At 54.4% G+C, this 11895-nt stretch carries 13 protein-coding genes; 7 read left to right on the forward strand and 6 right to left on the reverse strand.

What is annotated here, in order from left to right; all coding sequences use genetic code 11:
* Positions 1 to 595: 595 nt before the first annotated feature.
* Complete coding sequence (queC, locus tag NYR02_RS00020) at positions 596 to 1282, forward strand: 7-cyano-7-deazaguanine synthase QueC (RefSeq protein ID WP_260974566.1); 687 nt, start codon at positions 596 to 598, stop codon at positions 1280 to 1282.
* On the forward strand, positions 1282 to 1971 hold the full coding sequence (gene queE, locus NYR02_RS00025; RefSeq protein ID WP_260974347.1) for a 7-carboxy-7-deazaguanine synthase: 690 nt from the start codon (positions 1282 to 1284) through the stop codon (positions 1969 to 1971). Before queC ends, queE begins: the two co-directional genes overlap by 1 nt.
* A gap of 34 nt (positions 1972 to 2005) precedes the next feature.
* Here the strand turns inward: queE and NYR02_RS00030 are convergent, their stop codons facing one another.
* Positions 2006 to 2983: an alcohol dehydrogenase catalytic domain-containing protein gene (locus NYR02_RS00030; protein WP_260974348.1), complete on the reverse strand. Its 978-nt coding sequence runs from the start codon at positions 2981 to 2983 to the stop codon at positions 2006 to 2008.
* Positions 2980 to 3867, reverse strand: a complete 888-nt coding sequence (hdfR, locus tag NYR02_RS00035; protein WP_260974349.1) for an HTH-type transcriptional regulator HdfR — start codon at positions 3865 to 3867, stop codon at positions 2980 to 2982. Before hdfR ends, NYR02_RS00030 begins: the two co-directional genes overlap by 4 nt.
* Positions 3868 to 3974: 107 nt before the next feature.
* Here hdfR and NYR02_RS00040 point away from each other — a divergent pair, with 107 nt between their 5' ends.
* From NYR02_RS00040 to rimK, 3 genes are read left to right on the forward strand one after another with little or no spacing between them, the layout of a single operon-like run.
* A complete protein-coding gene (locus tag NYR02_RS00040) occupies positions 3975 to 4322 on the forward strand; it encodes a MaoP family protein (protein WP_260974350.1) in 348 nt (115 codons plus the stop codon).
* Positions 4315 to 4743, forward strand: coding sequence for an ATP-dependent zinc protease family protein (locus NYR02_RS00045; RefSeq protein WP_260974351.1), 429 nt, complete (start codon positions 4315 to 4317; stop codon positions 4741 to 4743). The genes NYR02_RS00040 and NYR02_RS00045 overlap by 8 nt, the downstream gene beginning before the upstream one ends.
* Complete coding sequence (gene rimK / locus NYR02_RS00050) at positions 4740 to 5645, forward strand: 30S ribosomal protein S6--L-glutamate ligase (protein ID WP_260974352.1); 906 nt, start codon at positions 4740 to 4742, stop codon at positions 5643 to 5645. Before NYR02_RS00045 ends, rimK begins: the two co-directional genes overlap by 4 nt.
* An 8-nt stretch (positions 5646 to 5653) precedes the next feature.
* Here rimK and NYR02_RS00055 read toward each other — a convergent pair whose 3' ends face one another.
* On the reverse strand, positions 5654 to 5908 hold the full coding sequence (locus NYR02_RS00055; protein WP_260974353.1) for a hypothetical protein: 255 nt from the start codon (positions 5906 to 5908) through the stop codon (positions 5654 to 5656).
* Between the two features lie 92 nt (positions 5909 to 6000).
* Complete coding sequence (locus NYR02_RS00060) at positions 6001 to 6663, reverse strand: transglutaminase-like domain-containing protein (RefSeq protein WP_260974354.1); 663 nt, start codon at positions 6661 to 6663, stop codon at positions 6001 to 6003.
* A gap of 218 nt (positions 6664 to 6881) precedes the next feature.
* Between NYR02_RS00060 and NYR02_RS00065 the strand changes: the two genes are divergently transcribed.
* Together NYR02_RS00065 and argF are read left to right on the forward strand one after the other, a co-directional pair.
* Positions 6882 to 8048: an aspartate aminotransferase family protein gene (locus NYR02_RS00065; protein WP_260974355.1), complete on the forward strand. Its 1167-nt coding sequence runs from the start codon at positions 6882 to 6884 to the stop codon at positions 8046 to 8048.
* Between the two features lie 19 nt (positions 8049 to 8067).
* Positions 8068 to 8973 carry an ornithine carbamoyltransferase gene (gene argF / locus NYR02_RS00070; protein ID WP_260974356.1) on the forward strand — a complete coding sequence of 302 codons (906 nt, stop codon included), beginning with the start codon at positions 8068 to 8070 and terminating at the stop codon, positions 8971 to 8973.
* An 87-nt stretch (positions 8974 to 9060) separates the two neighbouring features.
* Here argF and NYR02_RS00075 read toward each other — a convergent pair whose 3' ends face one another.
* Together NYR02_RS00075 and glpK are read right to left on the reverse strand one after the other, a co-directional pair.
* Positions 9061 to 10155, reverse strand: a complete 1095-nt coding sequence (locus NYR02_RS00075; RefSeq protein ID WP_260974357.1) for a GGDEF domain-containing protein — start codon at positions 10153 to 10155, stop codon at positions 9061 to 9063.
* A gap of 135 nt (positions 10156 to 10290) precedes the next feature.
* A complete protein-coding gene (gene glpK / locus NYR02_RS00080) occupies positions 10291 to 11778 on the reverse strand; it encodes a glycerol kinase GlpK (protein ID WP_260974358.1) in 1488 nt (495 codons plus the stop codon).
* Positions 11779 to 11895 lie beyond the last annotated feature (117 nt).

Here is an 11895-nt window from a genome sequence, read left to right on the forward strand (position 1 = left end):
GTAAGCACCCACACGAATTACTTAATGCTTGAATTTTTAAAGAACATCGCTTCGTTTCTCTCAAAGCGGGCTGCGTATTCTATATAAGCAGCTCTTTATGTCAAGCGATTTGTTTGAATCTTTTCAACCGCTTAACTGCCTGAATCATTTCGCTTTCGCTTCTCAACTCAGGCGGCGCACTTTACAGCACCTTCAGATTGTGTCAAGCGTTAATTTTCAAAATTTCTTTTAAAATCAACCACTTAACTTAGCTTCAGATAACCCTTTCGAGCCACTCTCAAAGCAGGTGGCGCATTCTACGCTTTTACCGACCGAAATCAATACCTTTTTCGAGAACTTTCCAGCAACTTGCGATTCGCTAGAATCTTGTAAGTCATTGAAAAGCAAAGCTTTTTCAATCTTCCCGACACGCCGTAGCGTGTCAAGAGGGGCGCATTATAGAGAGATCCTGCCAGCGGTCAACAGGTTTCTGAAAAAAATTTACAGGAGCATTTTCAGCCTCCCTTTTCCCCCTTCTATATAAAGCACGTATACTTGCCGCCTTAATTCCCGGAGCCACCCGGCTCCCTGGTTCGGACTGTTTATCTGTTCCAGTATCTTTTTAAGAAAGAGGTTAGTCATGGCCGAGAAAGCCGTTGTTATTTATTCCGGCGGGATGGATTCCTTTACCATTCTTAATAAAGCTAAGACAGAAGGATACGAGCTCTATGCTCTGACCTTTGATTATGGCCAGAAGCACCGCAAGGAAATCGCCTTTGCCACCCGCGTGTGTGAAGAGCTGGGTATCAATCACCGTATCATTGATATCACCGCTATCAATCAGCTGCTGCAGAGTTCCTCTCTGACGTCTGACATCGAAATCCCGGAAGGCCACTATGAAGCGGCCAATATGAAATCCACCGTGGTGCCGAACCGCAATATGATTCTGCTGTCACTGGCTATTGGCTATGCCGTGGATATTGGGGCCAGCAAAGTATTTTATGGCGCGCATTCCGGTGATCACGCAATTTACCCGGATTGCCGTCCGGACTTTGTTCACGCTATGAATAAAGTCGCCAAGCTGGCCAACTACGAGCCGGTTGATATTGTTACGCCTTACCTGAACAGCGACAAAACAGAGATCCTCGCCGACGGTCTGAAGATGGGGCTGGATTATGGTAAGTCCTGGACCTGCTACAACGGTCGTGAGAAAGCCTGCGGCAAGTGCGGCTCCTGCGTTGAACGCCTGGAGGCCTTTGCCCATAACCATGCCACCGACCCACTGGCTTACGAGAACAGCTGATGGCCGCCGACCGCTACCGCGTTAAGGAAGTTTTTTACACACTGCAGGGCGAAGGCGCACAGGCCGGACGCCCTTCTGTGTTTTGTCGCTTCAGTAAATGCAATCTGTGGAACGGGCGCGAAGATTCCCGTGCTGACGCCGTGTGTGATTTCTGCGATACCGATTTTATCGGCACCGATGGTGACAATGGCGGAATCTACAGTGCAGCGGAACTGGTCAGCCTGATCAGCAGCCTGTGGCCAGACCCCGCTCAGGGAGTTCCCTATGTGGTCTGCACCGGCGGTGAGCCTTTACTGCAACTCGACGTACCTTTAACAGAAGCACTGCACGAAGCGGGTTTTGAAATCGGCGTTGAAACCAACGGTACCCTGCCTGCACCTGCGGGTATCGACTGGCTTTGCCTGAGTCCCAAAGCCGATGCCGGGATTGTGCTTACCGAGTGTGATGAGCTGAAGCTGGTCTATCCGCAGAGCAAAGCCATGCCGGAACGCTTTGCTTCTTTTAATGCACGGCATTTTTATCTGCAGCCGATGGCCGACTATCAGGCCATGATTCTGGCAACGGATAAGAATGAAGGGGCGAAAGAAGGCTTATCAACCAGCAATATGCGCAAGACCGTCGAATATTGTCTTGCCCACCCGCAATGGAAGCTGAGCCTGCAAACGCATAAATGGCTGGGGATCGACTGATCCGCGCTATCTTCTGTTACTAACGGCGTGCTGCTCAAAAATCGGGCAGCATGATCGCCTTATTCGTCAGCGTTCCGCTTTCATAGCGCGAATGAAGCGCAGCCACATCCGACATGCCATAACGCTGCAGCGGCAATCCCTTAAGTTCGCCCGCCTCAATACCGGCGGTTAACGTACGCAGACAGTCCCCATGAGCGGCCATATTCTCCTGTCGGAGTAACGGCAACAGAATAAAGATGGCGTGCAAGGTCAGTGCCTTAGCGTGAGCCTGTGATAAATCATACTGGTTACGGGCGTTAATCGTCGCCACCTGGGCGTAAGGCGCTGCCAACTCAAGCGCGGTTTGCAGCCCGGCTCCGCCAAAAGTATCCAGTACTTTATTGAAACGCTCACCCTGAGCAACCAATTGCGCGCACTCGCTGTGCAGCCAACCACGACCGCCATAGGCTTCAACCTGCCGGATACGATCCTTATTACCGGCAGAACCCTCGATCAGCAATCCCTGTTGGCGCGCGATCTGCGTCATCATCAGACCGACCGCACCGGAAGCCCCCACCACAAACAAACGCTCCCCGGCCTGTAACTGCAGACGTTCTAATGCGGCATAAGCAGTGATGGCGGCTACTGGCAGAGCAGCACATTCTTCCAGCGGCATACCAACCGGTGCGGGCGCCAACAAAGCCGCATCGGCAATCATATATTCTGCCAGCGCACCATAATGCCCCTTAACCCCGCCGGCGCAGCCATAAACAGCATCGCCCGGAGAAAATGCACTGACGCCTTCGCCTACTGCTTCTATATAACCGCTGACATCACAGCCCAGCACGCCGGATTCAGGGGCAATCGCCGCCAAGCCTGCCCGAATCTTGGTATCTACCGGGTTAAAGCCTGCGGCAGCAACGCGAATCAGCACCTGCCCGGCTCCGGGCTGCGGCAGTTCAATCGGTACCTTGTGCAGAACATCCGCCCCACCCGTCTGAGCCATCGCCCAGGCCTGACAATGAATCGTCATTTGGATTCTCCCTGCGGAGCTGCCAATGCAGAAGCAGCCGTGACATTGGTAGCAATTTGCTCGATCACTTTATTAATCAGCTCTTCGCGACCACTGCTGGCATGAAAGCTGGCATAAACGGTGCGATTGATCACCGGCGCATCCGGCACCACATGCATCTGCCCACTGTCGAGGTAAGGCTGAATCAGGCTGGACGGTAAATACGCCGAGCCGCCATTACTAAGAATACAATCCAGTGCAATCCGCCCGGTATTGGTCTGCAATACCGGCGGTTTGGCACCTTTGAATTCCTGCGCATGCTGGATCTGAAATGATGTCCCCCAATCCACCAGCACATAGTCCTGGGCCAAAGCTTCCTGCCAACTGTCACAGGGTTCGCCGGAAACCAGATACAGCGGGATATTCATCACTTCGATAGTAGTCAGCTCATCAACCTTGGGCGCATCAAATACAAAGGCCAGGTCGAGCGTACGCTCAATAATCTGTCGCACCAGGTTACCACTTGAATGCGCCATCGCATTTAACGCAATCCCCGGAGAGCTGCTCATAAACAGGCGCAACTGTTCCTGCAGAAAAGCATCCCAGAGATTCGGGGTTGCCCCCAGCGACATCTGCTGGCTTTTGCCATCGGCCATCGCCACTTCCTGACGAATGCGCTGCTCGAGCAAAACACTGCTCTCAGCCAATGGCATGAGTTTCTCACCGGCCGGTGTCAATTGAATGTTGTTACGCTGACGGGAGAACAGTTCAACCCCCAGAAGTCCTTCCAGCTGGCGCACCCGGAAACTGACGGCAGACTGCGTCAGATACAGGTTTTCCGCCGCCCGGCCGAAGTGTCGGGTGCGTGAAACTTCCATAAAGGTTTTAAGCAGTTCTGTATCCATATCAACCAAATAAAATTTTCGTTACGATAAGTTTTTTTTGTTTTACCGGCGAATCATGCCTGACCATACTCCGCCCAAAATTACCTCATCGGGATAGTAGGTGCAGAATGGACAATAGCCAAGTGAAGAGTTTTGACTGCGACAAAAAGTTCTTTGACGACCGCAATTTTCCACGTGGTTTCCAGCGCTCCGGGGATTTCACCCGTACTCAGGCGCAGATTCTGGAAACCAAAGGTGTGGCGATGAAAGCCCTGCACGAGGGTAACCGTGCGCCGCAGAACGACGAAGAAGAACGCTTTGTCGCAACCTGCCATGGCCACGAAAAACCAGCCTCAGATGTTGAAAAAACCTGGGCCATTTATCTCAACGCCTTACGCCGTAAACAAATCTACTTCACCGCCTCTTCTGCTGCCGTTGCAGAGGGTGGCTCGGACAGCATTGATAGCGATGATTAAGCCCGTTCTCGGCTATATAGAACAAGTATCTCTCCCCGACTTTGGCATCCAGTGCCTGGCCAAAGTCGACACCGGGGCCTGTACCAGCAGTTTACACGCTGAACGCATTGAGCCCTTTAAACGAGACGGAAAATCCTGGGTCCGCTTTCATGTGTTATTCGATAATGACACGGCGGCCCTGGATCAGATCTGCGAAGCTGAAGTGATCGATCGTCGGGTCATTGCCAGCTCCAATGGCCAGCGCAGCCATCGCTACATTATTAAAACTCAGCTTTTCGCTGCCGGGAAAACCTGGACCATCGAACTCAGCCTCAGCCACCGCGGCAGCATGAAATACCCCATGCTGATCGGCCGCCGGGCCATCAGTGGGCGTTTTCTGGTCGATGTCGAACGCCAGTATCCAGGAATTGACTCCCTATGAAGATTGCCATTCTGTCCCGCGACGCCAATCTGTATTCCACCCGCCGTCTGGTGGAAGCTGGCACAGCGCGTGGTCATGAAGTCAGCGTATTGGATACCCTGCACTGTTACATGAACATCAACAGTCTGGATTCCAGTATTCATTATCAGGGCCACGAACTGGACGATTTTGACGCCGTTATTCCACGCATTGGTGCGTCGATTACATTCTATGGCACCGCCGTACTGCGCCAGTTCGAAATGATGGGGGTGTATCCCCTGAACGAATCGGTGGCCATCAGCCGCTCGCGCGACAAGCTGCGCTCGATGCAGCTAATGGCGCGCAAAGGCATTGGTCTGCCGGTTACCGGCTTTGCCCACAGCCCGGACGATATTCCCGATCTGATCCGCATGGTCGGCGGCGCTCCACTGGTGATTAAACTGCTGGAAGGCACTCAGGGGATCGGTGTGGTACTGGCCGAAACCCGTAAAGCGGCCGAAAGCGTGATCGAAGCGTTTATGGGTCTGAAAGCCAACATCATGGTGCAGGAATACATTAAGGAAGCCGGCGGTGCCGATATCCGCTGTTTTGTGGTGGGTGATAAAGTCGTGGCCGCCATGAAGCGTCAGGCGCAGGAAGGCGAATTCCGCTCTAACCTGCACCGTGGTGGCAGCGCCTCGTTAATCCGTATTACGCCGGAAGAACGTGCCACCGCGGTACGCGCCGCACGCACCATGGGCCTGAACGTGGCCGGTGTGGATATCCTGCGCTCCAACCACGGCCCGGTGGTGATGGAAGTGAACTCATCTCCCGGTATTCAGGGCATTGAGGAAGCAACCGGTATTGACGTGGCCGCCAAGATCATGATTTTTATCGAGAAAAACGCCCGCGCTAACCGCACCCGTACCCGCGGACGCGGCTGATTCAAGCGTTACAGTCCGTATTGCTGCAGACATAAACGCACGTAATCGGCCCGGTCGGACCCTTCCAGCTCCATCGACGTCGCCTGAGATTCACATTCCTGCTGAATCTCACGGCGGTATGATTCATCGCCGTCATCCGCTGGCGCGGATATCGTTTCTTCAGCATCCTCTGCTGGCTCTTCAGCCACACATACAGTGCCACTCAGTCCCCAGAGCGCGGCTGTAATATACAGCCACGACCAACCAGCATTCCGCTTATGCATAGTATTCTCCGCAAATAGCTGCATTCTGCGAACTGTGATAACAGGCAGCCAGCAAAGAATTTTTGTGGCGACGATCAGAGTTTCTGACCGGTTCAGCTCATTGGCGCTGCAATATCTCCTTCCAGTGAGCGCTCGGCAAAATCGGCGGTTTTCACCAGATGCGGATAGGCTTCGGCAACCTGAGCCACAATAAAATCGACGGGCACATCAGCAAAGGTGCCATGATCCTTCAGATATTCCATATGTGCCCGGCCCTGTTCATCAAACGGCTGAAACACCGAATCCTGCTCACCATCAAACTCAAGCACCGCCACGCCCATACGCTCACATAATGCTTTATTGAAGGCCGGTGTCGCTTTTACCCAACGCTCATTCAGCCACAGCTCAATATAGCCATGCATAACGAATACATCCGAGCGCAGAAACGCCAGCAGCTGCGGCGATGACAGATGATTACGCACATCGGCCAGCCCCAGCCGGGAAGGAATTCCCAGCGCCCGTGCCATAGTGCCAAGCAACACCGCCTTGGGAATACAGTACGACTGGCCAGCAGCCAGACAATGACTGCCGCTGAAACTTAGCGGATCATCACTGAAGGTATAAGGGTTGTAGCGCACACCATCGCGCACTCCGAGATACAACCGGCGGGCAATTTCCAGCGGATCGGTGGCATCACCAGCCAGCGCGTGCGCCTGTGCCACAACCTGCGGATTGGTTGCATCAAAATAACGGGTGCTTTGCAGATACTGTTCCATGGTGTGGCCTTTATCTTTATATAAGCGTCCACACTACTCAGCCGACCCGCCACTGACAATGATCACAACGCCGTGCAACATTAACCGAAATGCTCAGCCCGAGTGGGGATTCGCCTGTCAATCGGGCAACATTTACAAAGTTACGGCCCTTTCGTATGATGCTGACCCTTCCGGGGCAGCCAAGGCTGCCTTTTTGCGTTTCAGAGGATTTGAGTGATATGCAAGCCATCATGAATACCTACGGGCGGTTACCCGTGACGTTTGAAAGTGGACAAGGCAGCTGGGTTATTGATACTCAGGGCCGACGCTATCTGGATGCGCTCAGTGGTATTGCCGTATGCGGCCTGGGCCATGCCCACCCGGCGGTCACGGCGGCTATCTGTGAGCAGGCTGATAAGCTGATTCACACCTCAAACCTGTATGGCATCGGCAAGCAGCAGGCGCTGGCTGAAGCGCTGGTGCGTGTCTCCGGTATGGAAAACGTGTTTTTCTCTAACTCGGGTGCCGAAGCCAACGAAGCGGCGATTAAAATTGCGCGTAAATACGGTCACGACCGCGGCATCCATGAGCCGGTTATCATCGTCATGACCAAAGCGTTCCATGGCCGCACCATGGCCACTCTGACCGCCACCGGAAATACCAAGGTGCAGGAAGGCTTTGGCCCGCTGCTCAATGGTTTTATCCGGGTGCCGTATCAGGATCTGGACGCGATTAAAGCGGTTCTCAAAGCCAACCCGAATGTGGTTGCTGTAATGCTCGAACCGGTACAGGGCGAAGGTGGCCTGGCTACCGCCAGCGCAGACTATCTGACCGGCGTACGTGCTCTGTGCGATGAACACCAGCTGCTGATGATGCTCGACGAAGTACAAACCGGTAACGGCCGGACCGGCACCTATTTCTGCTACCAGCACTTTGGTTTCCGCCCGGATGTCGTCACCACCGCCAAAGGTCTGGGTAACGGTGTACCGATTGGGGCCTGTCTGGCGCAGGGCAAAGCGGCTCAGATACTGCAGCCAGGCAATCATGGCTCAACCTATGGCGGTAACCCGCTGGCCTGTGCGGCGGCACTGGCGGTCGTTGAGACCATTGAACAAGAGAATCTGTGTGATCACGCCCGCACCATGGGCGATTACCTGCGTGACGGTTTCCGTGCGCGCCTAAACAACAGCGAGCGTCTGCTCGAAATCCGTGGCCACGGCCTGATGATTGGTCTGGTGCTGAACCAGGACTGCCCGTCACTGATGGCCACTGCTCTGGAACAGGGTCTGCTGCTGAACGTGACTTCCGGCAATGTGGTGCGTCTGCTGCCACCGCTGAATCTGTCACAGAGCGAAGCTGACCAGATCATCGAAACCGTATCTGCCCTGATCGAGGCGCTCGGTTGAGTTTGAATAAGGAACTAACGTGAGACATTTTTTAACCCTGTTAGACCATTCTCCGGAAGAGCTGAACTGGCTTATCCAGCGCGCCATCGAGCTGAAGCAGATGCACAAACGCGGAGAACTCTACGAGCCACTGCGTAACCGCGTGCTGGGGATGATTTTTGAAAAATCCTCCACCCGCACCCGCGTTTCGTTTGAGGCCGGTATGGCACAACTGGGTGGCCATGCCATCTTCCTGTCGCCGCGTGATACCCAGCTGGGCCGTGGCGAACCGGTGGAAGACAGTGCCCGTGTACTGTCACGCATGGTCGATATCGTTATGATCCGTACCTTTGAACACGAAACGGTCGAGCGCTTTGCCGCGTTCTCCGAAGTGCCGGTCATCAACGCACTGACCGATGATTTTCATCCGTGCCAGCTGCTGGCTGATATCCAGACCTACGTGGAACACCGCGGTTCGATTCAGGGTAAAACCGTCGCCTGGATCGGCGATGGCAACAACATGTGTCACTCGTATATCAATGCCGCCCAGCAGTTTGATTTCAAACTGAACATTGCCACCCCGGAAGGTTTTGAACCGTCGCAGTTCCTGGTCGATGAAGCCGGAGACCGCGTCACCCTGATGCGCGATCCGAAAGAAGCGGTACGCGGCGTCGATCTGGTGGCGACCGATGTCTGGGCTTCAATGGGCCAGGAAGATGAGCAGGAACAACGTCTGCGTAAATTCCGTGACTACCAGGTGTCGCGTGAATTACTGGATCTGGCCGACAAAGACGTACTCTTTATGCACTGTCTGCCAGCACACAGGGGCGAGGAAGTAAGTGAAGACTTACTGGATGACCCACGTTCCGTGGTGTGGGATGAAGCAGAAAACCGCTTGCATGCGCAAAAGGCTTTGCTGGAATTCCTGCTCTGTCAGGAAGACTGAGTCATACAGACGGATGTCCGGCACATCCGCACAGTGCTGCAAAATGCCCCGCTGCCTCTGAGGCATGACGGGGCAATTTTTTGGCCGTCAGAAAGAGTGCAGCGACTGCTGCTCCACGGTTTCCGTCCGTACCCGGTTGCGCCCTGCACGCTTCGCTTCATACAACAGCCGGTCGGCGCGGTTCAGCAACTCATCGCCCTCTTCACCGGCGTGATATTGCGCAACCCCGACAGAGACTGTCAGCGGCAACGAAGACTCAGAAAAGTGTTCTTCCATCACCGCAATACGGATACGGTTCAGGGCATTTTCCGCGGTAGCCAGCGTCATACCACTGAGCAGCAGTACAAACTCTTCACCGCCATAACGCGCGGCCAGATCAACCTCGCGTACCGATAGGCGCAGTAACTGCGCCAGCTCCACCAGCACCTGATCGCCAATACGGTGACCATGCTGATCGTTAATCTGTTTAAAGTGATCAATATCGACAAAAGCCAGTACAAACGGCAGACCTTCGCGATTGGCTAACGCCCGCTGTTTTTCCAGCGTGCGCAATAAATAGCGGCGATTGTATAAGCCGGTCAGCTCGTCGGTAATGGCCAGCTCTTCAATACGTACCATGGCACGGCGTAATTCGCGGTTTTTATGGCGGTAAGCTTCGCGCAGCAACGCCACCTCCCGACCAAGAAAGCTGTACGCCAGCAAACTGATAAAAAATGCGGCGCCGAGTAAAGCTTCCTGACCGGCCAGCCAGTGACCGGCATTCTGGTGATGCAACAGCAGCATCACCAGCGTGTAAGACGCCATGGTGAACAATGCCACCCCGAGAAAACCACGCCAGGTGAGGCGGAAAACCCCATACGGCATGACGGCCAGATAGCCCAGCATCATCACACTGCGGTTTTCGCTGCAAAGATAAAGAATGATGGAGACAAAAGAGATGGCCCAGACCATGAAGAAAGTGGTCAGGCCCGGATCGTGATAATTCAGGCTGCGGCCAGAACCAACCCAGTACAACAGAGCCGCCTGCCCAACCCAGTAAACACCCATAACAGAATACAGCAACAGCGCATCGGCAGGATTGCCCTGCAGCTTAAAACCCGCCAGGAAGAGCAGTGTGAACAGCAATGCTCCACTGCTGGCCAGCCCATGGCGGCGAAGAATGTCCCGTTGTTGCTGTCTCATGGCGGCATCCTGTGCTCTGAGAACAAAGCGCACGATTATAGAGACTATTTTTCCGTCGGCTATGTCAATTCACGTAAAATTCGTAATCGGAGCTGGCGTACCTGACATTCGCCAACCCCCTCTCAGGCCCTGAGATCAGCTGCCGCAACGTACCCGCTGCACGGCGTTGAGCCAGCCTTCGTATAAATGTTGACGCTGACTTTCTTCCAGCTTGGGTTGATACGCACGATCATGCACCCAAAATGCTTCAACATCATCCAGACTCTGATACACCCCAACCTGCAATCCGGCTAAAAATGCCGCTCCCAGTGCGGTGGTTTCCGTCACTTTCGGACACGCAATCGGAATCCCCAGCACATCGGCCAGAAACTGAACCAGCCAGCCATTGACCACCATGCCGCCATCAACGCGTAATTGCGCCGGCTCAACGCCATCCAGAGCCATCGCTTCGAGCAGATCACGGGTCTGATAACACACCGCCTGCAAACCTGCGGTAACGATCTCTTTAATGCCGGTGTCGCGGGTCAGGCCCATAATGGCGCCACGTGCCTGTGGGTCCCAGTAGGGAGCGCCCAGACCGGTAAACGCCGGCACCATATACACCGGATTTTCGTAGCCTGTCGCTTCCGCCAGTGATTGCGTTTCACAGGCGCTGGAAATCAGATTCAGACCATCGCGGATCCACTGAATTGTGGCCCCTGCCATAAAGATCGAACCTTCCAGTGCGTACGTCGTTTCGCCATTAATACGGTAAGCCACCGTGGTCAGCAGACGGTGAGTTGATTTCAGCGCCTCGTTTCCGGTGTTCATCACCATAAAACAGCCGGTGCCGTAGGTGCTCTTCGCCATACCCGGACGGAAACAGGCCTGTCCGACCAACGCTGCCTGCTGATCTCCGGCAACACCGCCGATGGCAATTTCGGCACCGAACAGGCTGCTGTCGACGCGGCCATAATCCGCAGCGCTATCCTTCACTTCCGGCAGCAGTGCGGCAGGAATGCGGAATAACTGCAGCAGCTCTTCGTCCCACTGCTGGCTATGAATGTTAAACAGCAGTGTACGCGAGGCATTGCTGGCATCGGTGGCATGCACCTTGCCGCCGGTCAGACGCCAGAGCAGAAAGGTGTCGACCGTACCAAACGCCAGCTCGCCGCGCTCTGCCCGCTCACGCGCGCCATCGACGTTATCCAGAATCCACGCCAGTTTGGTCGCCGAGAAATACGGATCCAGCAGCAGGCCGGTTTTAGCGGCAATACGGGGTTCCAGCTCGGCATCGGCTTTGAGCTGCTGACAGACATCGGCGGTGCGGCGATCCTGCCAGACAATGGCGTTATACACCGGCTTACCGCTGGCCCGCTCCCAGACAATGGTCGTCTCACGCTGATTAGTGATACCCGCAGCCGCAATGTCGCTGAGCGCACAACCCGAAGCGGCTAACGCTTCACGCGTACTGGCGAGCGTACTCTGCCAAATTTCTTCCGGATCATGTTCAACCCAGCCGGGCTTAGGAAAATGTTGGGTAAACTCGCGCTGGCCGGTTGCCAGAATCTGGCCTTCGGTAGAAAAAAGAATAGCGCGGCTACTGGTAGTTCCCTGATCAAAGCTCAGCAAACAACGTGGCATAGAATGTTATCCTCATTATTTTTTGCGCGAGTTTACTGACTGAAACGAAGATGACCAAGGCCCGAATGGAAATGCCGCTAAATACGGCAAAAAACAGTCGCTGAACTATAGTTATTT

This window comes from Thalassolituus pacificus (assembly GCF_025318105.1).
In the GTDB taxonomy this organism is placed as follows: Bacteria; Pseudomonadota; Gammaproteobacteria; order Pseudomonadales; family Oceanobacteraceae; genus Venatoribacter; species Venatoribacter pacificus.

What these genes read in the sequence shown, in the direction of transcription:
- NYR02_RS00065 (WP_260974355.1), top strand. Translation starts at nt 6,882, where the DNA reads ATGCAAGCCATCATGAATACCTACGGGCGGTTACCCGTGACGTTTGAA.
- hdfR (WP_260974349.1), bottom strand. Translation starts at nt 3,867, where the DNA reads ATGGATACAGAACTGCTTAAAACCTTTATGGAAGTTTCACGCACCCGA.
- glpK (WP_260974358.1), bottom strand. Translation starts at nt 11,778, where the DNA reads ATGCCACGTTGTTTGCTGAGCTTTGATCAGGGAACTACCAGTAGCCGC.
- NYR02_RS00030 (WP_260974348.1), bottom strand. Translation starts at nt 2,983, where the DNA reads ATGACGATTCATTGTCAGGCCTGGGCGATGGCTCAGACGGGTGGGGCG.
- rimK (WP_260974352.1), top strand. Translation starts at nt 4,740, where the DNA reads ATGAAGATTGCCATTCTGTCCCGCGACGCCAATCTGTATTCCACCCGC.
- NYR02_RS00060 (WP_260974354.1), bottom strand. Translation starts at nt 6,663, where the DNA reads ATGGAACAGTATCTGCAAAGCACCCGTTATTTTGATGCAACCAATCCG.
- NYR02_RS00075 (WP_260974357.1), bottom strand. Translation starts at nt 10,155, where the DNA reads ATGAGACAGCAACAACGGGACATTCTTCGCCGCCATGGGCTGGCCAGC.
- queE (WP_260974347.1), top strand. Translation starts at nt 1,282, where the DNA reads ATGGCCGCCGACCGCTACCGCGTTAAGGAAGTTTTTTACACACTGCAG.
- NYR02_RS00040 (WP_260974350.1), top strand. Translation starts at nt 3,975, where the DNA reads ATGGACAATAGCCAAGTGAAGAGTTTTGACTGCGACAAAAAGTTCTTT.
- NYR02_RS00055 (WP_260974353.1), bottom strand. Translation starts at nt 5,908, where the DNA reads ATGCATAAGCGGAATGCTGGTTGGTCGTGGCTGTATATTACAGCCGCG.
- NYR02_RS00045 (WP_260974351.1), top strand. Translation starts at nt 4,315, where the DNA reads ATGATTAAGCCCGTTCTCGGCTATATAGAACAAGTATCTCTCCCCGAC.